This window comes from Candidatus Avoscillospira sp. LCP25S3_F1 (genome assembly GCF_052117125.1).
Lineage (GTDB): Bacteria > Bacillota > Clostridia > Oscillospirales > Oscillospiraceae > Avoscillospira_A.
The window spans coordinates 29947-54327 of the sequence record NZ_JBQKJT010000008.1 but is presented as its reverse complement, the minus strand read 5'-3'; the positions used below and the strand labels follow the sequence as shown (position 1 = coordinate 54327).

Genomic DNA, 24381 nt, shown 5'->3' with positions numbered 1-24381 from the left:
ATGAATCAGATTCCATTTTCACCGCCGGATATTACAGAAAAGGAAATTGCAGAGGTGGTGGACACACTCCGTTCCGGATGGATCACTACTGGTCCCAAGACAAAACGATTTGAGCGGGAGATTGCGGCATTTTGCGGTAATTCTTATGCAGTCTGTTTAAATTCAGCCACGGCCTCTATGGAACTGACCCTGCGGCTGTTTGGCATTGGCCCGGGCGATGAAGTCATTGTCCCGGCCTATACTTATACGGCAACTGCCAGCGTGGTGGCGCATGTGGGCGCTACAATCGTCATGGTGGACTGTGCTGACAATTCCTATGAAATGGATTATGAGAAAATGGCTCGAGCCATTACAAGCCGTACGAAGGCGATCATTCCCGTGGATTTGGGCGGAATTCTATGTGACTATGAACAAGTGTACCGGATTGTTTTGGACAAAAAATCCGTCTACCAACCGTCTAATGCATTGCAAGAAGTGTTGGGACGCATTCTAGTTCTGGCAGATGCTTCCCACAGCTTTGGTGCAGAGGCCGGCCAGCGCCGTTCCGGTAATTTTGCGGATTTTTCCGCGTTTTCTTTTCATGCCGTGAAAAATTTGACCACAGCGGAAGGTGGTGCGGTCACCTGGAGAGATGATCTGGGACTGGATGGAAATACAATCTATCGACAATATATGCTAATGAGCCTGCACGGTCAAAGTAAAGATGCATTAGCAAAAACGCAGTTGGGGGCATGGGAATATGATATTGTGGCGCCACTGTATAAATGCAATATGACCGATATTATGGCGGCCATCGGACTGGCACAGCTCCATCGCTATGGCTCCATGTTGGAGACGCGGCGCAGTTTAGTCAGTCAGTACAATGCCATGCTGCATGGAGCCTGCGTGCAGCCTGCACATCATTTGCGACCGGACAACACTTCCAGTTGCCATTTGTACTTGACACAGCTACAGGGTAAAACCCTTGGGGAACGGAATGCGGTTATTGAAAAACTGGCAGAACAGGGGATTTCTACTAATGTACATTATAAGCCACTGCCTCTGCTGACAGCATATCGCAATATGGGCTTCCGTATGGAAGATTACCCTAAAGCGTATGCCAGGTATGAGACGGAGCTGACCCTGCCGCTATATTCAACCCTCACTATGGAGCAAGTGGAACGAATCTGCCGGGAAATTCGCACAATGGTGAGGTAATAATATGGCAATAGATGAAAAACTGATAGCTGCTGCGGTGGAATGGGATGTGATTAACTGGTCACGTGCGGTTCGCTTCTGGGATATTGAGAGTAAGCTTAAAGGAATCCAGAAGCCGCTATGTCTGGATATTGGAGCACGCGATGGCGGATTATCTTTGCTGTTTGCATCCTGTGGCTGTGATGTCAACTGCACGGACTTGATAAATCCTATGAAGAGTGCGTCAGTATTGCATAGAGAATATGGGGTAGACCATAGGGTTTCTTACCATGCCTTGAATGCATTGGAACTGTGTGAAGAGAGCAAATATGATATAATTTGTTTCAAAAGTGTTTTGGGCGGTGTTGGGGCCAATGACAATTATGCCGCTCAGAAAAAAATGATGGATAACATCTATCGGGCATTAAAACCGGGTGGATGGTTATTTTGCGCAGAAAATCTTGCAGCTACAGCAGTTCATCAGTTTCTGAGACGGCGGTTTAACGCTTGGAGCTATTGGAGATATGTGACAGTCAAGGAGATGTTGGATTTTTGTACTCCATTCCACAATGTTTCATATCAATGCTACGGCCTGTTGGGTGCAGTTGGACAGACAAATGAACAACGAAATTTTTTGGCACGGATTGACAGTAAATTGGATAGATTTTGCAATGAGAATAGTCGTTACATCATCTCTTTAAGTGCTCAAAAATAATGTAATCTATGTAGAACTGGAGTATATTTATGATTGAGACCCCGCAGAAAATACTTCTTGTTCTTCCAAGTAGAGGAACCTTGAGAAGAAAACGGATTTTTGATATAGTTGGAGCTTTCTGCGGCCTGCTTGTACTTAGTCCTATTTTTTTGCTTGCGGCCTTGGCGGTCCGCTTAAGCTCACCTGGCGAGGTCTTTTTTCGGCAGGAGCGTATGGGGCTGGGAGGCAAGCCATTTGTTATATATAAGTTCCGCACAATGCGGAAAGATAACGCCGGACTGAAGATCACAACCAGCGGCGATAGCAGAATTACACCAGTTGGACGGATTTTGCGAAAATCAAAATTAGACGAATTGCCGCAGCTATTCAATGTCCTAAAGGGTGACATGAGTTTTGTGGGACCCCGGCCAGAGGTAAAGGAATACACCGATTTATATACAGAGGAAGAAAGACAGGTTTTTCTGGTGCGGCCCGGCATCACCGGCGTAGCTTCCATCCGTTATCGCAACGAGAATGATGTTTTGGCCGCAAGTACTGATCCAAACTGGACATATATTCATGAAATTATGCCGGAAAAGCTGCGGTTGGATTTGACGTACATCCCTAAGGCCAGTGTGTGGTATGATATACAACTGATTTTTGAAACCTTTGCGGTAATTGTAAAAGGTTGATGGAAAGGAAACTATGGAAGCATGAATATATGGCTCATCAATCACTATGCAGTACCGCCACAATACTATCCATTGGCCAGACAGACTTATTTCGCAAAGCACCTCATGGCTATGGGGCATACTGTCACGATTTTTGCTGCCAGTACAGTTCATAATTCCAATCAGAATCTGATTACCGATGGAAGTAAATGGCAGGAGGATACGGTAGACGGCGTACACTATGTCTATATCAAATGCAAGGACTATTATGGGAATGGCCTGAAGCGAGTCTATAATATTTGCGAATTTGCATGGAAACTGCCTGGTGTTTGCAAACACTTTCCCAGACCGGATGCCATTGTAGCCACCTCTATGCCGCCTACATCTTGCGCTGTTGGTATCCATCTGGCCCGCAAATATCAATGTAAAGGTATTGCGGAAATTGCGGATCTGTGGCCGGAATCCATCGTGGCGTACGGCATTGCCGGCCCGAAAAATCCAGCTGTGATTGCGCTGCGAAAGCTGGAAAAATGGATTTATAAAAAGGCCGATGCCGTTGTTTTTACAATGGAAGGGGCTTACGATTATATTGAGGAACAGGGATGGGAGAAAGAAATTCCGCGGTCTAAAGTGTACTATATCAATAATGGGGTGGATTTGGAACAATTCTATTACAATCGCGACCATTATCAAATTGAGGACGGGGATTTGCAAAATCCTGATATCTATAAAGTAATTTATACTGGGTCCATTCGCCAGGTAAATAATCTGGGACTGCTGTTGGATGTGGCAAAGCAGATAGAGGATCTCTGCGTGAAATTCCTGATTTGGGGCGACGGCAATGAACGCGAAATGTTGGAACGCCGTGTGCTGGAGGAGGGGATTCACAATGTGATCTTTAAAGGAAAAGTGGAAAAGAAATATATTCCTTTTATTGTCAGCCAGGCGGATATTAACTTGATTCACGGCGGGCACAGAGGAGAAGCTCTGTTTCGGTTTGGTATTAGTCCCAACAAGATGTTTGACTGTTTTGCCGCGGGAAAGCCCATTATTATGGATGTTTCTGCAAAATATAATCCGGTGGAACAATTCCAGGCGGGAATCTGTTTGAGGTGTGCAGCCGATCTGCCCGAGGCGATTTCACATATTCGGCAAATGCAGGAATTAGAATATGATGCCATGTGTGATAATATTCAACAAGCTGCAGCACAGTTTGACTTTCAAATGCTGACAAAGAAATTACTACAAGTCATTGATGAGGTGAAATAGAGAGATGAATTTTACCTATGAGGCGTACAAAGCTATGATTTCTTTGCTGCGTGAACAAGGCTATGAGATCAGTTCTTACCATAATTGGGAAAACACAGAATCTTGTGTAATTCTGCGCCATGATATTGATTATTGCCTGGAAGATTCTCTGAAGCTTGCGCGCTTAGAAGCAGAGATGTCTGTGAGCAGTACCTATTTTGTGTTGTTGACCAGTGATTTTTACAATATTCTCTCCCCGAAAAGTCTGCATATTTTACAAGAGCTACAGCAAATGGGCCACGAAATTGGGTTACATTTTGATGAAAAAGCCTACGCCGAATCCGGTTCGGATGAAACCATAGCGCATATTTTACAGGAACGGGATATTTTGTCAGCCGCTTTGGATACTGACATTCAATGCGTATCCATGCATCGCCCGTCTAAGACGACGTTAGAGGCCGACTTAAAAATTCCCGGTATGGTAAACTCGTACGGTCAGACTTTTTTTCATGAATTTAAGTATTTATCCGACAGTCGTCACCGCTGGAGGGAGCCGGTACTGGATATACTAAAGGCCAAAAGCTACGATCGGCTGCACATCTTGACCCATGCCTTTTGGTACCGGGAAACAGAGGAGACGATGCGGGATACTGTAAAACGTTTTTTACAGTCTGCTACGGCAGAGAGATACGATCAAATGATGGATAACATTACAGATTTAGAGAAAATCATAGGCAGAAATGAGATGATTCAGAAGTGATCACTATTTTGGATATTTTGGTGTATCTGGACGCTGAGCACATCCCATATACATTTTCCGGTGACTCTGGAATTGCGGTTGACGGCTTTTCCTCCCTGTCCCATTATCGGGAGGGAACATTTACCTGGATTAAAAAACAGGGAAATATCCCTGATGGACAGGACCTTTCCGAACTGCGGCTGGCATTTGTCTCAGAGGAAGTTGAGGCGGATCAGATTCCCAATGTCATCCGTACTACAATGTCCAAACGAGCATTTTTCGGTACCATTGAGCATTTTTACGACAAACCGGAGGAACGTCCTGCCATTGGTCAGTTTACCTATATCGGTCCTAAGGTAAAGCTGGGTAAAGATGTGAGAATCGGACATAACTGCACGCTGGATGGCGACATTACCATTGGAGATCACACGGTGATTTGGAACAATGTAACAATCATCAATCGTGTTTCCATTGGCGCATACTGTGAGATACAATCCGGGGTTATCATTGGACATTCCAGTCTGGCATATACGGAAAATGAGCAACACGAAAAGGTGTTTATCAAGCATTATGGCGGAGTGCGCATTGGAGATCATGTCTATCTGGCCAAGGGCGTCAATGTGGATCAAGGTACCATTGATGATACAGTCATTGATTCGTGGTGTGCCATTGATTGCAAATCCGCCGTATCGCATAATTGCCAAGTTGGATACGGAACCACGTTAGCTATGCAGTGTATTTTCGGTGGAAGTACGCAGGTGGGTGAAGGTTGTTATTTGAGTCGGGCAACCACACGGGAGCAGACCCATATTGGCAACGGTGCTACCGTGGGGATGGGTTCCGTGGTCACCCGCGATGTTGCCCAGGGGCAGATGGTAGTGGGATATCCAGCAAGACCATTTTTACCGGGAAAGAAGTGAAGGAAATGCAGTTTATCGATTTGAAGGCACAGTATTGTGCATTAAAGACAGAAATTGACCACAATATCCAAACGGTGCTGGACACAGGGGTATTTATTGGCGGCCCCTATGTAAAAGAATTGGAGAGCAAGCTAGCCGCGTTCGTGGGCCGCAAGCACTGCATCACCTGTGCCAACGGTACCGACGCATTGCAGATTGCCTATATGGTAGCCGGTATAGGGGCCGGGGACGCGGTATTTTGTCCGGATATGACCTTCATCTCCTCTACGGAACCAGCTAAGATGTTTGGTGCGACGCCGGTGTTCTGTGATATTACGCAGGATACATACTGCCTTTGCACGGAGAGCTTGGAACGGCAGATTCAAGCCGTTCTGGCGGAAGGAAAGTTGACGCCGAAAGCCGTTGTGGCGGTGGATATTCTGGGCAATCCCTGTGATTATGACGCCATTACAGCTATATGTGAACAATATGGTCTTCTTTTAATTGAGGATGCGGCACAGAGTTTCGGCGCAGACTATCACGGGAAGAAATGCTGTGCGTTCGGCCAAATTGCTACTACCTCCTTTTTCCCTGCCAAGCCTTTGGGCTGTTATGGAGACGGCGGCGCCATCTTTACGGATGATGACGAATTGGCCGATGTGATGCGCTCCATCTGCGTCCACGGCAAGGGGCCCGGCGGTAAATACGATAATATTCGGGTGGGCGTCAATTCCCGCTTGGACGCCATACAGGCGGCAATATTGCTGACCAAACTGAAAGCGCTGGCGGAGCATGAGATAACAGCGCGGCAGGTTGTAGCCAAGCGCTACTCCCAAGCCTTTGAGGGGAAACTGAAAACACCCTTCGTGGCAGAAAACTGTGTCAGCATCTGGGCGCAGTATGCCCTGTTGGCGGCGGATACTGCCCAAAGAGACAGGATTGTAGCACATTTGGTGGCCATGAACATCCCAAATATGATTTATTACCCGACCCCACAGCATGCTTTACCAGTATTCCAAAACGAACCGCACTATGCAGAGACATTTCCCAATGCCAATGACTACTGTGCTAGAACGTTTTCTCTGCCTATGCATCCCTATCTGAGCGAAGCAGAGCAGCAGCGGGTGATCAATGCCGTTTTGGAGGTGCTCTGATGGAGCAAGACTATTTCGTGCATGAGTCCAGCTATGTGGATGAGGGCTGCACCATCGGAAAAGGCACAAAGATCTGGCATTTTTCCCATATCATGAGCGGCTGCACCATCGGTGCAAACTGCAATATTGGTCAGAATGTGGTAATTTCTCCAGGCGTAACCTTGGGAAATGGCTGCAAAATTCAAAATAATGTTTCTGTGTATACTGGCGTCATTTGTGAAGACGGTGTGTTTCTGGGGCCTTCCTGTGTATTTACCAATGTGATCAACCCACGGGCCTTTGTGGAGCGTAAGAGTGAATACCGGAGAACCGTGGTGGGCAAAGGGGCCAGTATTGGCGCTAATGCAACCATTGTTTGCGGACATGATATTGGAAAATACGCCTTTATCGGTGCAGGCGCTGTGGTAACAAGAGATGTACCGGATTATGCTGTGGTATACGGGAATCCGGCTCGGGTTCATGGCTATGTTTGCAAATGTGGAAACAGCCTCTCCTTTGAGGAGAACCGGGCACAATGCCCCTGCTGTGGTGCACAGTATGACTATCATGCTGACAAAGTAACTTTGACTGAATCAAACAAAAAGGAGAACAAACAAAATGACGAATCTGGAAAAGTATAATAACGCTTTTATCAACGCCCTGCAGGTCGAGGAGTCCGAGCTGGCTGGTCTGGAATATCAAGCGGTATCCGGCTGGGATTCTGTGGGTCATATGCAGCTGGTGGCCGAGCTGGAGGACGCTTTCGATATTATGATGGATACTGACGATATCATCGATCTGTCCTCTTATGAAAAGGGCAAGGAGATTCTGAAGAAGTACGAAGTGGAAGTGTAACGTTCCACAGAAAGGAGGGATACCATGGAGCGGTTTTTTCTGGATGCCATTGGAGAATACGGTGAACGCTGCGCACTGATTTCAGAGTCGGCGCGTATATCCTATCAGGAACTGGATGCGCTGGCCAAAGCCATCGTCCGCCAGATTCCTGCCCGTTCCCTGGTATTCTGTATTTGCACCAATCAAGTGGCTGCGGTGGCCGGCTATGTTGGATTTCTGCAAAAGCGCATCGTTCCCATTATGTTGAGCAGTTCCATCGATGCTAAACTGTTTGAACATCTCTATGCGGTGTATCGTCCGGCGTTTCTCTGGTGTCCCAGTGAGTTTGCCAATCAACATGGCCAGGAAGTCTGGTCTTATGAGGGATACCGGCTGTATCAGACGGGAGAGCCCGCCCCAGCAATGAATGTGGAGCTGGCGCTGCTGCTGACCACATCGGGCAGTACCGGAAGCCCCAAGTTCGTCCGACAAACTTACCGCAACATTGAGGCCAACACAAGATCCATCGTAGAATATCTTTCGATTGACGGATCGGAACGGGCCATCACCACCCTGCCATTCAACTACACCTTTGGTCTGTCCATTGTCCAAACCCATCTGTATGCCGGCGCGTCTGTGATTCTCACAGACCATACGATTTTTGACAAGGCGTTTTGGACCATGGTCAAGGAGCAGAAGGCAACCAGCTTTGGCGGCGTGCCGTATACATTTCAAATGTTGGATCGATTGCGGTTCCTGCGTATGGAACTGCCGGAACTGCGCTATGTGATTCAGGCAGGCGGCGCGTTGGGTAGGGAATTGCATGAGAAATTTGCCACCGGCCTACAGGACAAGGGCAAGCGTCTGGTAGTCATGTACGGCGCCACGGAAGCCACAGCTCGCATGAGCTATGTGCCGGCAGAACGTACCATTGAAAAAGCTGGCAGTATTGGCATTGCCATTCCCGGTGGACGGTTTGCCATAATAGATGTGAACGGCCAGGAAGTCTCGGAGCCCGATACAGTGGGCGAGTTGGTATATTACGGCGACAACGTGACCATGGGTTATGCGGAGAACCGGGACGATCTGGCCAAAGGAGACGAGCGCCACGGGCGGCTGGAGACCGGCGACATGGCCAAACGGGATGCGGATGGTTATTACTATGTGGTGGGACGTAAGAAACGCTTCCTCAAGCTCTATGGAAACCGGGTCAATCTGGTGGAGGTGGAGCAGCTGATGGCCCAGGCCGGGTATGAAGCGGCCTGTGTAGGTGAGGATGACCATATGCGGATCTATACGACCTCCCCCGACACCGACGGCGCTGTGCGTTTCGTGTCAGAAAAGCTGGGAATCCATGCCGCTGCCTTCTCTGCCATTCACATTGCGGAGATCCCCCACAATGAATCGGGAAAAGTGTTGTATTCGGAGTTGAAATAACATGCTGGACTACGAAGAAACTTTCAATCTGGAGCCCTACGGTCTGCCCCAGGCGGAAAAAGAGCGGCGCTATGCACAGTGGATGCGGGAGCTTTCCTCCTACCATCGAGGCTGCTGCCAGCCGTATGACCGCCTGTGCCGGGTACTGGGAGAGGAGACGCCGGCGTTGCCGGTTCGGATGTTCAAGGAATTTGATCTCCGCTCTGTGGCTGCCGATACAGTGGCCAAAACCATGACTTCCTCCGGTACCACCGGTCAACGGGTGTCCAAAATCTATCTGGATCGGGAAACCTCTGCCAGACAGACCAAGGCGCTCAACAAGATCGTCACCGATTTTTTGGGAAAAAAGCGGCTGCCCATGCTGGTCATCGACTCCAGTGCTGTTCTAAAAGATCGCCGGATGTTCTCAGCTCGGGGCGCAGGGATTCTGGGATTTTCCATGCTGGGCCGGGATATGACCTACGCTCTGGACGAAAATATGGAGCTGAATCTTACGGTCATTGAGGAATTCCTGCAAAAACATACCGGTGAGAATATTCTGCTGTTTGGCTTTACCTTTATGATCTGGCAGCACTTTGTGCAGCCTTTGCTGGCTCTAGGCAGCCCGTTACGGATGAACGGCATTATGATTCATGGCGGCGGCTGGAAAAAGCTCATCGACCAGGCGGTAGACGCCGATGCCTTTCGACAGCAGGTCCAGGCCGCCTGCGGCGTTGACACGGTGCTGAACTATTACGGCATGGTGGAGCAGACCGGCTCCATCTTCATGGAATGTCCCCATGGACATCTCCATGCGTCCATTTTCTCTGATGTGATCATCCGCGATCCGGCGGATTTTTCAGAAAAGAAAACAGGGCGCGGCCTGATAGAATGCAGGTCCCTGCTGCCGACCAGCTATCCGGGGCATATCCTTCTGACAGAAGATGAAGGTGAAATCCTAGGCGTGGATGACTGCCCTTGTGGACGGCTCGGCAAGTATTTTAAAATCTATGGCCGCATCAAAGGTGCGGAAATTCGGGGGTGCAGTGATACGTATGAACGGCGTTAAGTTTGTAGTCGGCTCAGAGGCGGTGTCACGGACACCCCTTCAGCCGTTTTCGGAGGAAGCTGTGGCATTCTTGTCCCAGCTGTCCAAGAATTTGCTGCGGGTGCCGGAAGCGAGACGCTATCCTGATATTACAGCATTTGGCTTCTGGTGCCGCAGGGCCAATCTCCAGTCCATGGAGACATCGTATGCCGATGCGTCCGTACGGCTGGGCCGGGGATTGTGCCTGCATATTGCACCCGGCAATGTGCCCATTAATTTTGCATTTAGCTATGCATTTGGTCTTCTGGCCGGCTGCTCCAATCTAGTGCGGCTGCCCAGCAAGCCGTTTCCACAGGTGGACTTGGTGTGCCGGGAGATTGCGGCGCTGCTGCCGCAGTATCCGGAGATTGCGGCCCGGACGGCCATGGTGCGCTATCCGGCTAGTGATGAGATCACAGCCCATTGGAGCCGTCTGGCAGACGCCCGCATCATTTGGGGCGGCGACGGCACGGTAGAAGCCCTAAAAGCCCTGCCCAGCAGTCCCCGCTGTGTGGATGTGTGCTTTGCCGACCGGTATTCCCTCTGCTTGCTGAACCCCAAAGCCATCGAACAGGCGGCAGAGCAGACGGTGGAATCCTTGGCGGAGCAATTCTACAACGACACCTATCTGATGGACCAAAACGCCTGTTCCAGCCCGCAGTTGGTGGTATGGACAGCTGAAAATGCTATGGGCCGGGAGCGGTTTTGGAATGCCGTGTTCCGGGTGGCAAAGCAGCAGTATGTTTTGCAGGACGCCGTCAGTGTGGACAAGTATACCCAGCTTCTAAGCGATATTCTGCGCCGCGACGTCGTATATAGCGTATGGAAACGGGAAAACATTCTGTATGGTGTAGAGCTTTCCGCGCTGCCGGAGGATGTGACGGAACTGCGTGGCAAGAGCGGATATTTCTATGAATATATGTTGCAGGATTGGGCCGAGTTGGAACAGATCGTAACGGAAAAATACCAGACGGTCACCTATTTCGGATTGGACGCCGGAGAAATCCGCCGCTTTGTAATAGAGCACCGTCTGCGTGGCATTGACCGGATCGTACCGGTGGGCAAGGCCCTGGATATCGGAATTGTTTGGGACGGCTATGACCTGGTGCGGACGCTGTCCCGGCAAATTGAAGCGGTATAATCAATAAGACGTGGAGAGGGAGCAATATGTTACAAGGAAAAAACGCAGTCATTACGGGCTGCATGCGCGGAATCGGCTTGGAAACCATGCGGTGCTTTGCAGAGCACGGCGCTAATATCTGGGCCTGTGCACAGCATGAAGATGAAACCTTCTTGCAGGAAGTCGCCGCATTGCAGGAGCAATATGGCGTATGGATCCGGCCGATTTACTTTGACCTGCTGGATGAAGTGCAGATCAAGGCCGGCGTAAAAGCCATTATGCAGGATAAAAAGCCAGTGGATATTTTGGTTAACATTGCCGGTATGACCCACAATGCGCTGTTTCATATGACCACCATGGATGCATTTCAAAAGGTGTTTGCAGTGGATTTCTTCTCTCAGATGTTGGTTTCACAAATGGTTACCAAGCTGATGCTTCGCAGCGGCGGCGGTAGTGTTGTCAGTATTTCGTCGATCACTGGTCTGGACGGTAATCCCGGTCAGGTGGCATACGCTGCGGCGAAAGGTGCTCTGGTTTCTGCTACCAAGACCATGGCGAAGGAGCTGGGTGCCAGTAATATCCGCGTCAATGCGGTGGCACCCGGCGTGATCGATACGGCTATGACTCAGGCGCTTACCGAGGAGCAGCGCCAAGCTCTGCTGCATCCTGCGGATCTGCCTCGTCTGGGTACAACGCGGGAAGTTGCTAATGTAATCGCTTTTCTGGCGTCCGATCGGGCATCGTATATTACGGGACAGGTCGTACGGATCGATGGCGGCATCGGATAAGGAGATAGTATGGAAAAGATTTTGATGGGAAAGAACTGTGTCATTACCGGTGCCCGCCGCGGCATTGGACGGGCTGCTGTAGAGGTGTTTGCACAGAACGGCGCCAATGTGTGGGCTTGTGCTCGCCGTCAGGATGCACAGTTCGAACAGGAGATGGCACAGTTGGCGGAAGAGAGCGGCGTGTGGATCCATCCTGTCTACTTTGACCTGGCCGATGAAGCGGCCACCAAAGCGGCGGTTAAGACGATCATGTCGGAAAAAATCCCGGTGGATGCGGTGGTTAATATTGCCGGCATTACTTATAACGCGCTGTTCCAGATGACCAACCGATCCTCTCTGGAGGAAGTCATGCAGATCGATTTTGTTGCGCCGTATTTCTTTACCCAGTCCATGGTGAAACTGCTTCAGCGCAATCCCAGTAAAAACACTTCGATAGTCAATATCTCTTCGTCTGCCGCGCTGGACGCTAATTCGGGCCGCTCGGCTTATGGCGCCAGTAAGGCAGCGCTACTCTGCGCCACAAAGGCCATGGCCGAGGAATTGGGCGCTGTAGGTATCCGCGCCAACAGCATTGCACCGGGAATTACTGACACGGATATGGTAGGGGAGAGCATGACGCCTGCAGTGATTGAAGAGACTGTGGCACAGACAGCGCTGCATAGAATGGGCCGCCCGGAGGAGATTGCCCATGCTGCCGCATTTTTGGCCAGCGACCTCTCCTCCTATGTGACGGGACAGGTACTTCGTGTGGATGGAGGAATGTGAATCCTATGTTGGAACACAGCCGAAAAATTGAACTGGAGCAGATGGCCCATAGAATGCGGGTGGCTACCATAGAGCTGGCCCATCGTGCCGGAAAAAAAGGAGCCCATCTGGGCGGCGCGCTTTCGGCCATTGAGATTATGGCGGCACTGTATGGATATGCTATGAATATCTCCTATGATAACCGAATGGCGCCGGATAGGGACAGATTTCTTTTGAGCAAGGGACACGGATCGCTGGCATACTACACAGCGCTGTTTGAATCGGGACTGATCTCCCGGGAAACGCTGGAGTGCTTTGAACAGAATGGCGGACCTTTACCGGGACAACCCGTCCGAAATTTGGGGCTTGGAATCGACACGTCCAGCGGCAGTTTGGGCATGGGTCTGTCTATTGGCGTAGGTCTGGCTGTGGCGGCCAAGCGCCAGAACCGCAGCAATTATGTCTATGTTCTGCTGGGTGACGGCGAGTGTAATGAAGGAGCGGTCTGGGAAGCAGCCATGAGCGCCGTGCATTTCTCCACAGAGCGACTGATCGCAATTGTGGACTGTAACCACATGCAGAGCGACGGAAGATGTGAAGATGTATTCCGTACCGCACCGCTGGAGCGTATGTGGCAAGGCTTCGGTTGGGAGACGCAAATTGTCAATGGTCACGATATCAGTGCGCTTTGCGCTGCATTGGACCGCTGCAGAGAGGCGCAGCGCCCCAGTGTTATCCTGGCCCAGACGGTAAAGGGGAAAGGTGTAAGCTTTGCGGAGAACGCCAAGGGCTGGCATCACGGAATTCTGACCGACGAGCTGTATGAACAGGCAATGAGTGAGGTGTGCCATGGCAACATTTGACCGGAAACTGATTCGGACCCTGTCCATGTTGGGACAGCGGGGAACCTGTGGATATATGTTGACAGAACTGGCTCCGCAGTACGAGAACTTTTTGTGTATGACTGCTGATCTCTGTACCACATCCGGTTTGGACCGCTTCGCAAGCAGCTATCCCGATCGGATGCTGAACATTGGTATTGCCGAGCAGAACATGGTGGGCGTTGCAGCGGGACTGGCCATGGACGGGTATCAGGTATTTGCGAGTACCTTTGCCACGTTTGCCTCTATGCGTGCGGTGGAGCAGCTGCGTACCATGCTGGCCTATATGAATTTGAATGTGAAACTGATCGGCATGGCCAGCGGGTTTTCCATGGGGTTCTTTGGAAACACCCATTACAGTATGGAGGATTTAGCTATTACGCGAGCCATTCCTAATCTGAAGGTCCTAGCTCCCGCAGATGCGCTGGAAACAGCAAAAATGATGGAACTGCTGGTACAAGAGGAATCTCCCTGCTATATTCGCCTCACCGGCGCTGGCAATATGCCTATGGTATATCGAGAGGACTATGATTTAACACTGGGAAAAGCAGTTACACTGCGTGAAGGAAATGAAGTGTGCATCATAGCTACCGGATCCATGGTCTATCAGGCCTGTCAAGCCGCAGATGCGCTGGAGAAAAGCGGCATTCGATGCCGGGTTCTCAATATGCATACGATTAAACCGCTGGATACTGAGGCCGTTCAAGAGGCGCAGGATTGCCGTCTAATTGTAACCTGTGAGGAACATAGCGTTCTGGGAGGTATGGGAGGAGCAGTCGCCGAGTATCTGGCGGAGCACGGTGCAAAGGTCCCGCTTATGAGAATTGGAATTGAAGATTTTTATCCCAAAGCAGGAGAATACAACTTCTTATTGGAGCAATGCGGGTTGACAAGCGCTAAAATACAAGAGCGGATCCTTTATAAAATTTCGCAGTTGTAAGCGGAAGAATTACAAAGCTGGGAGCGTAACATGAAAGAAACATTGCTGAAAAAAATAGAAACTAGAACACTGATCTGCGGCGTTGTAGGCTTAGGCTATGTGGGTCTGCCTCTGGCGGTGGACAAGGCCAAGGCCGGTTTTACTACCATTGGTTTTGATGTGCAGCAGGAAAAGGTGGATCTGGTCAACTCCGGCCACAACTATATTGGTGATGTAGTGGATGCCGACTTGCAGAAGCTGGTGGCTTCCGGCAAACTGCGTGCAACCTCGGATTTCTCCTTTGTAAAAGACGTGGATTTTATTGCCATCTGCGTCCCCACGCCGCTGGACAAGCACCAGCAGCCGGATATCAGTTATGTCAAAAATTCAACCATCGCCATTGCTGAGCATTTAAGGCCCGGCACCATGGTGGTTTTGGAATCCACCACCTATCCCGGCACCACCGAAGAACTGGTGCGTCCGCTGCTGGAACAGGGCAGCGGCCTCAAGTGTGGCGAGGATTTCTACCTGGGCTTTTCGCCGGAGCGGGTGGATCCGGGTAACCTGGTTTACAAGACTAAGAATACGCCCAAGGTGGTCGGCGCTATTGGCGATGACGCCCGCGAGGTGATTGCGGCGGTCTATTCCGCATTCCTGGAAGGCGCAGTCCATACGGTTTCGTCGCCTGCTGTGGCGGAGATGGAGAAAATTCTGGAAAATACCTATCGTAATATCAATATTGGCCTTATCAATGAGATGGCCATTCTCTGCAATCGCATGGGCATCAGTATTTGGGAGGTCATCGACGCCGCCAAGACCAAGCCCTATGGTTTCCAGGCTTTCTACCCCGGTCCCGGTCTGGGCGGTCACTGCATCCCCTTGGACCCCTATTATCTCAGCTGGAAGGCCAGAGAATTTGGCTTTCATACTTCTATGATCGAAGCCTCCATGATGATCAACGACCGTATGCCGGAATACACGGTGGAGCGGGCCGGCAAAATCCTCAACCGGTATAAAAAGGCTCTCAACGGTTCCCGTGTACTGGTGCTGGGTGTGGCCTATAAGCAGGATATTGACGATTACCGGGAGAGCCCTGCCATCCGTGTTATCGAGGAGTTTGAAAAGACCGGCGCCCAGGTGGAATTTTACGATCCCTTTGTGCCGAAATACAAGGAAAACGGCGTATGGCATGAGAGTATTCCGGCTTTGACACCGGAGGCTGTCCGGACATACGATCTGGTGGTCATCACAACAGCCCATACCAACGTGGAGTATCAGATGGTGATTGATTGCGGCGTACCGGTATTTGACTGCAAAAATGTGACCAAAACTCTCTGCCGGACTGATACAGTCGAGGTTTTGTAAGAAAGGTATCCGATTCCATGAAGATTTGCCATATGACAAGCGCCCACAGCCAGGGAGACACTCGCATCTTTGTGAAGGAATGCTCGTCTCTGGCCAAAGCGGGCTACGAAGTTTATCTGGTCATACGCGGAGAAAGCGGATTTCAAAACGGCGTGCATATCGTGGGTGTGGGACAGCCGACCGGTGGACGGGTATCTCGCATGACCGCGTTTGCACGGCGGGTCTATGAAGCTGCGCTGAAGCTGGATGCAGATATTTATCACTTTCATGACCCGGAGTTGCTGCCATATGGGCTGAAGCTGCATCGTAAAGGGAAAAAGGTTGTTTTCGACAGCCATGAGATCTATCCAGCACAGATCCGCACCAAGCAGTATTTACCGCGGCCGCTCCGTGGCACAATTGCCTTTTTTTATCAAAAATATGAGCAGTATGTTTGTAACCGAATTGACGGACTGATTTACCCGTGTACCCTAACAGGCAAAGAGAATGATCATACACAGTGCCAGCATATGGCACTGATCAATAATGTGCCGATATTGGAAGAACTATATGATCGATATGATGCCGAAGCACACAAAGAGGAGCGAAGCATCTGCTATATTGGTTCCTTAACAAGAGAGCGGGGAATATCCAATTTGGTGCGTGCAGCAGAAAAGGCCGATTGCACGTTATATCTGGCAGGTGATTTTTCCACGCCGGAGTACAAGGAGGAGGTGCTGTCTGCACCTAATGCGGCACAAATTCAATATGTTGGAAAGCTGAACCGGGATGAAATCCGTGAACTTCTAATGCGGATGCAAATCGGTATGGTAACATTGCGAAACATAGGCCAGTACCATGCAGGAAATAATCTGGCTACCAAAACGTATGAATATATGAGTCTTGGAATTCCGGTGATTCAGAACCATTCGGCCTACAACGATCGCGTAATGGAAAAGTACCGGTATGGTATTGCTGTGGACCCGGATGATATTGATGAAATTGCCAATGCCATTCAATATCTTCTTGACCATCCCGAGGAAGCAAAGCAAATGGGGCTCAATGGCCGAAAGGCCGTCCGAGAGGAATTTAACTGGGGCGTGGAAGAAGAAAAATTACGCAAACTCTATCAGGATATTTTAGGGGAGAAGCAGTAATATGAAATATGTTTTGATCGGCTGCGGCCGTATTGCTACCAATCATATCAAAGCGGTCTTGAATAATGGACTGGAATTTGCAGCCGTTTGCGATGTGTTGCCGGAGGCCATGGAAAACCTTCTGGCCAAGCATGGATTGCAGGAAAACGCGGACATCCGCCGCTATACTGACTACCGGGAGATGATCGACCGGGAGCAGCCAACTCTGGCGGCCATTGCTACGGAAAGTGGGATTCATGCGGAGATTGCCCTGTACTGCATTGAGCACGGCGTCAATGTTATCATTGAAAAACCTATGGCTATGTCCATGACTGATGCCGATGCCATAGTGGCGGCGGCGGAGCAGCACCATGTCAAGGTCTGCGCCTGCCATCAAAACCGGTTCAACCCGGCAGTCCAGGCCACCCGTAAGGCATTGGAGGCGGGCCGCTTTGGCCGCCTGTCCCATGGTTCTATCCATGTGCGCTGGAACCGCAACAAGGGCTACTATGACCAGGCACCCTGGCGCGGCACCTGGGCCCAGGACGGCGGCTGCATGATGAACCAGTGCATCCACGGTGTCGATTTGCTCCGGTGGATGATGGGAGACGATGTGGTAGAAGTCTATGCTCAAACGGCGCAGCAGTTCCACGACTATCTGGAGTGTGAGGATGTGGGCATGGCAGTGGTGAAGTTTGCCAACGGCACCATCGGCACCATTGAAGGTACTACCAACGTCTACCCCAAGAATTTGGAGGAGACACTGTATCTCTTTGGGGAAACTGGTACGGTGAAAATTGGTGGTACATCTACTAATAACATCGACGTCTGGCAGTTTGCCGATCAACAGCCTGAGGATGATAGATTACAGGGAATGCAGGAGGCCACCAGCAACGTCTACGGCAACGGCCACACAGCTGTCTATGCCGATGTGATGGACGCCATTACGCGGGACCGTGCGCCCTATATCGATGCCAAGGCCGGACGGCGTGCCCTGGAGATGATCTTGGCTATGTATCAGTCTGCGGCTACGGGAATGCCTGTGAAGCTGCCGCTGCGTGATGTAGCGTCTACCGATTTTTCGGGCCACTTTGATTCCAGCAAGCAGGAGTCCTGACACATGAAATTGAACATAATTTTTCAAAAGATAAGACAGAGTAAGCTGGCAGAACGAATTCAGGGATCTAGATTGGTTATGACAGTGGATAGGTTAACGGCTGTTTGTAAAAGAAATCCCGTTCCTATACAGTGTATTTTTGCATTGGTTTACCGTCTTGTTCTGGATGCTGTATATTTAACTGCGCTTTCTCCTGTATACACGTATGCTGGCTTTACGACAGATATCTTTGTGCTCCAATATATCTTATCATGGCTGGTTGTACTGATCCTAATGCCGATGATTGTAAGCATACAGCAGAAAGAGCAACGTCCATCGTCAATTCTGGTAACACTCCTTAATTATTTGTACTTTATTCCTATGACTTCCTATATAGGATGCAAGGGAAGCACATTTGGTCTGTTAATTGATGCAACTATTTATTGGACAGTATTATTAACAATAGAGATTAAACTTCCTACAATACAGCTGAAGCGGCTCCAACTTCATCATACAGACCAGCTATTTAAGTGGATTACTCTTGCTGCAGTGGTGTTGGTGATGGCAGTTTCTGGCTACTACACCGGTTTTCGAGTCAAATTGAATATGAGCGACGTGTATACGGTACGGGCGGAGGCAGCTGCTTATTCAATGCCCGTTCTAATTAGTTATGCATTGTCCATGATGAAGGTTCTGCTACCCATTATAATTTTGTATTGGCTACAAGCAAAAAAATGGTTGAGAGTGCTCGCACTTTTGATAGTATATGTGTTTTATTATTCTATAGCAGCACAAAAATCTGTCTTTATGTTGCTGTTTTTAATGTTAGGCGGATATTTTTTCTACCGCAATTGGATGATGCGTTACTTCGGCGCTATTTTGTCCGCAGGTGTTTTAGTTTGTGGTCTGCTGTATTCTATGTTTGGCATTTTAGACCCAATGTCTTTGCTGGTACGTAGATTGATGTATCTTCCCGTGCAATTGAGCGAAGTATATCGAGAGTTTTTCTCGTCGAATCCATTGGACATGTTCCGAGAAAGCATTGTGGGAAAATTGGGTTTTGATAGTATGTATTCTGACGGAATACCAAAAGTTATTGGCGAGTTTATGAATACAGGTTCCAATGCCAACAATGGTATGCTAGGTGATATGTATGCGAATCTTCCTACAGCGATTGGTGTCTTCATTATGCCATTTGTTGTAATTCTTTGCTTCCGGCTCCTGAATATTTGTGCTGAAAAATTACCGACAGCAATTACCATTAGCATTTGTGTCAACTATGGAATTGGCTTTGCAAACGGTGCTTGGAGCGCGATATTGCTTTCGCATGGACTTTTATTAGCCTGTTTTTTGCTTTATATTTTTCCGATAAAAAAAGGAGCCATATCAAAATGAAATATCAAGAATTGACTATTCAACAAATTCCTCGGGCAATCATGCGCCACTGGAAGTTGGTATTGATGTCAACTGCGCTGTTTCTGGTGATCGGAATCTGTGTAGCCATTGTATTCTCACCAATGGCCAGTGCAGAGGGAACGGGTACAGCAGAGACATTTCAGCTTGAAGCATTTAATCCAGAAAAAATCGAATTAACCTATTATAATGATTTTTACTCTTATTTAGTAACTCAGCAGAGTTATTTATACACTTATTTGGATGCTGTTCGGTTGGATTCTACCATGAAAGCGGAACAAGTAGTGGAGCTGGAGGATTTTCTGAAAGAGATTAATCAGTATAATGAGGAGAATTTGAAGGAGATTATCTCGAAGCTAAATAAGCCGCATAGTCTTTATGTACCGGATACACTACGGAAAGAGGCTATCGATGAATACTCCATCCTGTTGGAGAATACCCAACAGGAAATGATTAGATCAGAACATGCCAATCAGATGATACAGGCGATTGGCGGGCTGAGTACTGCAGATACAGCGATTAATGAAACATATGCCACTTTGCTAAACGTAGCTGCACAATATGGCCAATTACAGTTGAATCTAAATCAATATGAAGAGAAGCTCGATATGCTGAATCATCAATATACTGAAGTTCAAAAAGAGAGTAAAAATCTGGAGAATATGCTGTTAAATGCCCAGGAAACCTTACAAATTCTTGTGGACAATGGCAATACCTTACTGGCGAAAATTGCAAATGAAAACCATATTAATTTGACAATCAATCCGACGGAAGAGAATCTGGAAGTATTCATCGATCATACGAATCGTATGGCAACGAAAGAGGAAGCATTTGCTGCATTTGTAGTGCTGTTTGGTATGATTGGCATTTGTGCAGGATGTTATATAGCACTGTGCAGAGAATACCATTTTTTAGATAAACAATCAGAGAAAACAACCAAAGGAAATTGAAATATGGGGCGTTCAAGACTCCAAAAGAACCTCCTGTCTGTAGGGGGAATTTTAATATGTTCAAAACTACTTGGATTTGTAAAACAGATGATACTTGCTGCCACATATGGAGCAACGATTGAAACAGATCTGATTGGATTATCATATGGATTTATTGGGGATGCGCAATATATGTTTGTACAGGTGCTATTGACCTGTATAGTCCCTGTTTATTTTTCAGCCCAGGAACGTAGTCAGCAAGAGGCAAAGATATTTGCAAGGGACACACTAACGGTGGCAACTGCAACTGCTGTATTGTTGTCAGGGCTCATTATAGTGACCTCTCCATGGATATCTAGGCTTTTGGCACCAACTTATTCAGAAACACTGCTCCTAAAATTGGAAAACTATATTTGCATTTTTGCGCCGCTTTTAATTTTTTTTATCTGGAGTGGTGTCAGCCATGCACTTTTAAATGCAGAAAAACGGTTTACTGCCGGCCAGATGGAGGGGCTGTACCAAAGCATTATTTTGAGTATCATTGCACTTACCACGGCATCCCAACTTGGAGTAGACGGACTAAGTACTGGATATTGGATTGCAGGTGTTATTACAGCAGCAATTTTATTACTACAAGCAAAAACGTATATTGCACCATTTCACTGCCATAATCCATTTCACAATCCAAATGTGTGTAGGTTGTTAAAGATGGTTGCGCCTCTCCTTGTTGGATATAGTGCTGTGTATGTTAATCAAATGGTCGACAAAATTTTAGTATCAGGTTTGGAATATGGAACTGTAACAGCAATGAGTTACGCTGCGGTACTCAGTAATTTGGTAGGTACGTTTATTTGTTCTATTTGTTCTGTGCTTTATGCACATATATCAGAACAGATAGCAAAAGGGAATCAAAAAAATGTGGTGAAGTTGGCCGAAAGCTCTACTTGCTTGTTTACATTGCTGATGCTTCCAATTTCGGTCATTACTATATGCCAAGCAAAGGATATCATTTCTATAGTATATGGTCGAGGTGCATTTGGTGAAAAGGAAGTAAAATTGGCAGCATTTGTACTGGCAGGTTATGGATTTAGCTTTATTCCACTTGTTTGGAGAGAAATATACAGCCAGCTACAGTATGGAAGCCAAGATTCTAGACATCCAACCCAAAACAGTGTCATTGGTATTGTGATTAATATTATATTAAGCATTGCGCTGTGCCTGCATTTAGGCGTATTCGGTGTTGCAGTTGCTACCAGTATTTCGGTTTGTGCTATAGGAATACTAAACATGATTACCTCACGACATGTGGTACAGGAATTATCTTTTGGCTGGCTTAGAAAATCTGTGATCTTTCTGCTGATAGGAGGTATTGCTTGTACAATAATTTGTGAAAAGCTAAGCATGCTGTTAGTGGAGTATTCTGCAATATTCCGCTTTATTGTAATTACGATAACAGTAATGTGGATTTATGGCATTATAATTCTGCCGTTACTGTGGAAGCTTGGATATCTTGAAGAATTGCGAACACGTAGAAGGGGTCAGAGAAAGGACTAGCACATGTGTGGTATTAGCGGCTATTTGAATACTGAACGTGGTGTCAATGTTTCGGTTTTACGACGGATGACGGATGTCATACGGTATCGTGGTCCGGATGATGAGGGCTACGCACTGATAGGATCAGGTAAAACCAGGTTGTACGGCGGTAAGGATACCATGGGTGAAGTGGGGCTGCCTTTACTGGATGATGCTCATGGAACAGCGGCATTTCTGGGTTTGGGACATCGCCGCCTGAGCATATTGGATCTGAGTGTGGGCGGCCATCAGCCAATGTATTTGCCCGATCGGGATATTACATTGACGTACAATGGTGAGCTTTACAATTATGTTGAACTGCGTGCGGAATTGGAGTCATTGGGTTATGGATTCCGTACCCACAGTGACACGGAAGTGCTCTTGTATGCGTATTGTGCATGGGGTGAAGACTGCCTGTCGCACTTCAATGGCATGTGGGGATTTGCCCTCTGGGATGGCAGGGAAAATAAACTGTTCTGCGCCCGGGACCGATTGGGGGCCAAGCCCTTCCATTATTATCGGGACGGAAACCGCGTTTTGTTCGGCTCAGAATTAAAACAGCTGTGCCAGGACGATACAATTACGCGGCGCTTTGACCAGCCGTACCTGGCTGCCAATTTGATGTATCGCATCAGTGATTATAATGACCGTACCCTCATTGAAAATATGCGGGTGCTGCGGCCCGGGCACAAGCTGGTTGTGCAGTTGAATGCATACTGCACGCAAATCACATCGATGACGGTGTCGCCATATTGGACCCTACAGGTTCATTATGATAATACAGTGCCAGAAGAGCAATGGGATGAAAAAGTCGCGGAGGAGTTTTCGCGCTCCTGCCGATGGAGAATGCGCAGCGATGCTCCGCTAGGCGCTCTGTTGTCCGGCGGACTGGATTCGTCCTGCATGGTTGCTGAGATGTGCAGTCAAATGGCGGACCCCAAGGAGCTTCAAACCTTTACAACCAGCTATCCCGGCGACAAAACGTGTGATGAGTGGTACTATGCCAAACTTGTCAACCAGTCCTGCGGCTGTATGGGAAATCAAATCATTCCTACTCCAGACCAGCTGGAAAAACGGTATGAAGAGATAATTTGGCATGTGGAAGGCTTGGCAGGGTTGTCTCTGATTGGAGTAAAGTACCTTCTGGACGTGATATCAGGACGTGGAATTAAGGTCATTCTCAATGGACAATGCGGCGATGAGCTCATGCTGGGATATGAGCGGTACTATGCCTTCTTCTTTTCGGCCTTACTTCGCTCGGGACAGCTGGGCAGGATTTGTTCAGAGTTTGGATTGGCCAACAAGCATTCTAAACTAACCTTTAAAGACTTGATTGGGTACGCGGCGTACTTCAATATAGCAGTTGTCCGTAATCAGAGGCAGTGGCGTCGAGCGACTCAGTTTGTCCGTGAGGACCTGCTACAACAACGGGACAGGGAAGAACTGCAGGAGCTGCTGTATCCGCACTCTTTGGAAAAGCTTCAGTACAACGAACTGACAGCTACGCAGTTACAGCATATTGTACGGTTTGACGACAGACTCTATATGTCCGCCTCACTGGAGAGTCGAATTCCCTTCATGGATTACCGCTTTGTGGAGCTTGCATGTCGCATTCCGCCAAAGTACAAGATTCAAAAAGGATACACGAAATATCTGATGCGAAAAGTTTTTGCCGAACGTTTACCCAAAGAAGTTGTATGGCGTACCAATAAAATGGGATTTGGCGCACCGGTATCTGACTGGGCCCAGCAATTTTCTCGGGAGTACTTGCTCGATAATATTTCCAATGCAAAAACAGCACAGTATTTTAACTGTAAAAGTTTGGAAACTATTGCGCGTAACAATCAATTGGGTCAGGCACTATTCGATTTTTTGACTGTAGAACAGTTTGCGCGGCAATTCAAAATTAGTTAAGATTTAACTGAAATGACTGATCAACAGGCATGGTTTGCAGTACTTGATCAAAATGCTTGTGTCATTGGTGCATTCTATGTAACCGTCAAACCCAGGTAAGCGTCAAATTTAACCACAACTTGTTCCAGTGTGTGCAATATGAAACAATACCTCCGTGTAGTGTCGGAAAGTGTATAGTAGTGTCGTATACTGCCAGCGAAGAGGAAACATTTTTCATAAACAGTGTGCTACCAGCATACACCGGGTAGTATAAAGTGGCACAGTGGATACAGATCGTATCCGAGTGTCGAGACAGCGGCATGAGTATCCGGCAATGGTGTCAGGAGCATAGCGTCAACATTTCGCCCTACTACAAATGGCAGAGAAAAGTGTATGCTATGGCCAGGACACAGTAAGAAGTACAGTTTGCAGAGGTGATGTCGGTACAGGCGGTATGCACCGGTCGTGTGGCTGTCACGATTCGAATCGATGATATGGAAGCAGATGTTTACAGCAGTGCGGATGCTTTTATCGTGGAAAGGTTCTCCGGATTCTGAAATCATGCTGAGTGACTTTACCGGAGCTGACAAGTGTATACGCCTGTGGCTATACAGATCTGTGCTGGGGAATCGATGGTCTGGTTGCACTG

24 protein-coding genes are annotated in these 24381 nt (G+C 48.3%); all 24 read left to right on the top strand.

Translation table 11 applies throughout. The features are described 5' to 3' along the window. The 24 genes from ACTQ33_RS08930 (at position 1) to tnpA (ending at position 24148) form a co-directional block, all read left to right on the top strand. Complete coding sequence (locus ACTQ33_RS08930) at positions 1–1197, top strand: DegT/DnrJ/EryC1/StrS family aminotransferase (RefSeq protein ID WP_441464022.1); 1197 nt, start codon at positions 1–3, stop codon at positions 1195–1197. 4 nt (positions 1198–1201) lie between these two features. Then, positions 1202–1891 carry a class I SAM-dependent methyltransferase gene (locus ACTQ33_RS08925; protein ID WP_441464020.1) on the top strand — a complete coding sequence of 230 codons (690 nt, stop codon included), beginning with the start codon at positions 1202–1204 and terminating at the stop codon, positions 1889–1891. 29 nt (positions 1892–1920) lie between these two features. Beyond that, positions 1921–2562: a sugar transferase gene (locus ACTQ33_RS08920; RefSeq protein WP_441464018.1), complete on the top strand. Its 642-nt coding sequence runs from the start codon at positions 1921–1923 to the stop codon at positions 2560–2562. A gap of 21 nt (positions 2563–2583) precedes the next feature. Continuing rightward, on the top strand, positions 2584–3810 hold the full coding sequence (locus ACTQ33_RS08915) for a glycosyltransferase family 4 protein (protein ID WP_441464016.1): 1227 nt from the start codon (positions 2584–2586) through the stop codon (positions 3808–3810). A 4-nt stretch (positions 3811–3814) separates the two neighbouring features. Beyond that, a complete protein-coding gene (locus ACTQ33_RS08910) occupies positions 3815–4549 on the top strand; it encodes a hypothetical protein (protein WP_441464014.1) in 735 nt (244 codons plus the stop codon). Further along, on the top strand, positions 4546–5448 hold the full coding sequence (locus ACTQ33_RS08905; RefSeq protein WP_441464012.1) for a DapH/DapD/GlmU-related protein: 903 nt from the start codon (positions 4546–4548) through the stop codon (positions 5446–5448). The genes ACTQ33_RS08910 and ACTQ33_RS08905 overlap by 4 nt, the downstream gene beginning before the upstream one ends. Positions 5449–5453: 5 nt before the next feature. Then, complete coding sequence (locus ACTQ33_RS08900) at positions 5454–6581, top strand: DegT/DnrJ/EryC1/StrS family aminotransferase (protein ID WP_441464010.1); 1128 nt, start codon at positions 5454–5456, stop codon at positions 6579–6581. Continuing rightward, the gene (locus ACTQ33_RS08895; RefSeq protein WP_441464008.1) at positions 6581–7201 is read left to right on the top strand and encodes an acyltransferase; all 621 of its coding nucleotides are present in this window, start codon (positions 6581–6583) and stop codon (positions 7199–7201) included. The genes ACTQ33_RS08900 and ACTQ33_RS08895 overlap by 1 nt, the downstream gene beginning before the upstream one ends. Next, entirely contained in the window at positions 7179–7415 is a 237-nt protein-coding gene (locus tag ACTQ33_RS08890) for an acyl carrier protein (protein ID WP_441464006.1), read from the top strand. The genes ACTQ33_RS08895 and ACTQ33_RS08890 overlap by 23 nt, the downstream gene beginning before the upstream one ends. A gap of 24 nt (positions 7416–7439) precedes the next feature. Continuing rightward, entirely contained in the window at positions 7440–8831 is a 1392-nt protein-coding gene (locus ACTQ33_RS08885) for an AMP-binding protein (protein ID WP_441464004.1), read from the top strand. Position 8832: 1 nt separating this feature from the next. Next, positions 8833–9879 carry a LuxE/PaaK family acyltransferase gene (locus ACTQ33_RS08880; protein WP_441464003.1) on the top strand — a complete coding sequence of 349 codons (1047 nt, stop codon included), beginning with the start codon at positions 8833–8835 and terminating at the stop codon, positions 9877–9879. A gap of 61 nt (positions 9880–9940) precedes the next feature. After that, positions 9941–11038 carry an acyl-CoA reductase gene (locus ACTQ33_RS08875; protein WP_441464001.1) on the top strand — a complete coding sequence of 366 codons (1098 nt, stop codon included), beginning with the start codon at positions 9941–9943 and terminating at the stop codon, positions 11036–11038. A 26-nt stretch (positions 11039–11064) separates the two neighbouring features. Continuing rightward, the gene (locus ACTQ33_RS08870) at positions 11065–11805 is read left to right on the top strand and encodes an SDR family NAD(P)-dependent oxidoreductase (protein ID WP_441463999.1); all 741 of its coding nucleotides are present in this window, start codon (positions 11065–11067) and stop codon (positions 11803–11805) included. A gap of 9 nt (positions 11806–11814) precedes the next feature. After that, on the top strand, positions 11815–12570 hold the full coding sequence (locus ACTQ33_RS08865; protein WP_441463997.1) for an SDR family NAD(P)-dependent oxidoreductase: 756 nt from the start codon (positions 11815–11817) through the stop codon (positions 12568–12570). Between the two features lie 5 nt (positions 12571–12575). After that, a complete protein-coding gene (locus tag ACTQ33_RS08860; RefSeq protein ID WP_441463995.1) occupies positions 12576–13412 on the top strand; it encodes a transketolase in 837 nt (278 codons plus the stop codon). After that, the gene (locus ACTQ33_RS08855; RefSeq protein WP_441463993.1) at positions 13399–14370 is read left to right on the top strand and encodes a transketolase family protein; all 972 of its coding nucleotides are present in this window, start codon (positions 13399–13401) and stop codon (positions 14368–14370) included. The genes ACTQ33_RS08860 and ACTQ33_RS08855 overlap by 14 nt, the downstream gene beginning before the upstream one ends. A gap of 30 nt (positions 14371–14400) precedes the next feature. Then, positions 14401–15714 (top strand): nucleotide sugar dehydrogenase, encoded by a 1314-nt coding sequence (locus ACTQ33_RS08850; RefSeq protein ID WP_441463991.1) that lies wholly within the window; start codon positions 14401–14403, stop codon positions 15712–15714. 32 nt (positions 15715–15746) lie between these two features. Continuing rightward, complete coding sequence (locus ACTQ33_RS08845; RefSeq protein ID WP_441463989.1) at positions 15747–16850, top strand: glycosyltransferase; 1104 nt, start codon at positions 15747–15749, stop codon at positions 16848–16850. 1 nt (position 16851) lies between these two features. Then, positions 16852–17946 (top strand): Gfo/Idh/MocA family protein, encoded by a 1095-nt coding sequence (locus ACTQ33_RS08840; protein WP_441463987.1) that lies wholly within the window; start codon positions 16852–16854, stop codon positions 17944–17946. 3 nt (positions 17947–17949) lie between these two features. After that, positions 17950–19320, top strand: coding sequence for a hypothetical protein (locus ACTQ33_RS08835; protein ID WP_441463985.1), 1371 nt, complete (start codon positions 17950–17952; stop codon positions 19318–19320). After that, a complete protein-coding gene (locus ACTQ33_RS08830) occupies positions 19317–20288 on the top strand; it encodes a hypothetical protein (RefSeq protein ID WP_441463983.1) in 972 nt (323 codons plus the stop codon). Before ACTQ33_RS08835 ends, ACTQ33_RS08830 begins: the two co-directional genes overlap by 4 nt. Before the next feature lie 3 nt (positions 20289–20291). Further along, on the top strand, positions 20292–21821 hold the full coding sequence (locus ACTQ33_RS08825; RefSeq protein WP_441463981.1) for a lipid II flippase MurJ: 1530 nt from the start codon (positions 20292–20294) through the stop codon (positions 21819–21821). Positions 21822–21824: 3 nt separating this feature from the next. Continuing rightward, the gene (asnB, locus tag ACTQ33_RS08820) at positions 21825–23753 is read left to right on the top strand and encodes an asparagine synthase (glutamine-hydrolyzing) (protein WP_441463979.1); all 1929 of its coding nucleotides are present in this window, start codon (positions 21825–21827) and stop codon (positions 23751–23753) included. 254 nt (positions 23754–24007) lie between these two features. Then, positions 24008–24148 (top strand): IS66 family insertion sequence element accessory protein TnpA, encoded by a 141-nt coding sequence (gene tnpA, locus ACTQ33_RS08815; RefSeq protein ID WP_441463978.1) that lies wholly within the window; start codon positions 24008–24010, stop codon positions 24146–24148. Positions 24149–24381 lie beyond the last annotated feature (233 nt).

Bases quoted from the DNA above. Each gene is read 5' to 3' on its own strand.
- ACTQ33_RS08930 (WP_441464022.1), top strand. From the start codon at position 1: ATGAATCAGATTCCATTTTCACCGCCGGATATTACAGAAAAGGAAATT.
- ACTQ33_RS08925 (WP_441464020.1), top strand. From the start codon at position 1,202: ATGGCAATAGATGAAAAACTGATAGCTGCTGCGGTGGAATGGGATGTG.
- ACTQ33_RS08920 (WP_441464018.1), top strand. From the start codon at position 1,921: ATGATTGAGACCCCGCAGAAAATACTTCTTGTTCTTCCAAGTAGAGGA.
- ACTQ33_RS08915 (WP_441464016.1), top strand. From the start codon at position 2,584: ATGAATATATGGCTCATCAATCACTATGCAGTACCGCCACAATACTAT.
- ACTQ33_RS08910 (WP_441464014.1), top strand. From the start codon at position 3,815: ATGAATTTTACCTATGAGGCGTACAAAGCTATGATTTCTTTGCTGCGT.
- ACTQ33_RS08900 (WP_441464010.1), top strand. From the start codon at position 5,454: ATGCAGTTTATCGATTTGAAGGCACAGTATTGTGCATTAAAGACAGAA.
- ACTQ33_RS08895 (WP_441464008.1), top strand. From the start codon at position 6,581: ATGGAGCAAGACTATTTCGTGCATGAGTCCAGCTATGTGGATGAGGGC.
- ACTQ33_RS08890 (WP_441464006.1), top strand. From the start codon at position 7,179: ATGACGAATCTGGAAAAGTATAATAACGCTTTTATCAACGCCCTGCAG.
- ACTQ33_RS08885 (WP_441464004.1), top strand. From the start codon at position 7,440: ATGGAGCGGTTTTTTCTGGATGCCATTGGAGAATACGGTGAACGCTGC.
- ACTQ33_RS08880 (WP_441464003.1), top strand. From the start codon at position 8,833: ATGCTGGACTACGAAGAAACTTTCAATCTGGAGCCCTACGGTCTGCCC.
- ACTQ33_RS08870 (WP_441463999.1), top strand. From the start codon at position 11,065: ATGTTACAAGGAAAAAACGCAGTCATTACGGGCTGCATGCGCGGAATC.
- ACTQ33_RS08865 (WP_441463997.1), top strand. From the start codon at position 11,815: ATGGAAAAGATTTTGATGGGAAAGAACTGTGTCATTACCGGTGCCCGC.
- ACTQ33_RS08860 (WP_441463995.1), top strand. From the start codon at position 12,576: ATGTTGGAACACAGCCGAAAAATTGAACTGGAGCAGATGGCCCATAGA.
- ACTQ33_RS08855 (WP_441463993.1), top strand. From the start codon at position 13,399: ATGGCAACATTTGACCGGAAACTGATTCGGACCCTGTCCATGTTGGGA.
- ACTQ33_RS08850 (WP_441463991.1), top strand. From the start codon at position 14,401: ATGAAAGAAACATTGCTGAAAAAAATAGAAACTAGAACACTGATCTGC.
- ACTQ33_RS08845 (WP_441463989.1), top strand. From the start codon at position 15,747: ATGACAAGCGCCCACAGCCAGGGAGACACTCGCATCTTTGTGAAGGAA.
- ACTQ33_RS08840 (WP_441463987.1), top strand. From the start codon at position 16,852: ATGAAATATGTTTTGATCGGCTGCGGCCGTATTGCTACCAATCATATC.
- ACTQ33_RS08835 (WP_441463985.1), top strand. From the start codon at position 17,950: ATGAAATTGAACATAATTTTTCAAAAGATAAGACAGAGTAAGCTGGCA.
- ACTQ33_RS08830 (WP_441463983.1), top strand. From the start codon at position 19,317: ATGAAATATCAAGAATTGACTATTCAACAAATTCCTCGGGCAATCATG.
- ACTQ33_RS08825 (WP_441463981.1), top strand. From the start codon at position 20,292: ATGGGGCGTTCAAGACTCCAAAAGAACCTCCTGTCTGTAGGGGGAATT.
- asnB (WP_441463979.1), top strand. From the start codon at position 21,825: ATGTGTGGTATTAGCGGCTATTTGAATACTGAACGTGGTGTCAATGTT.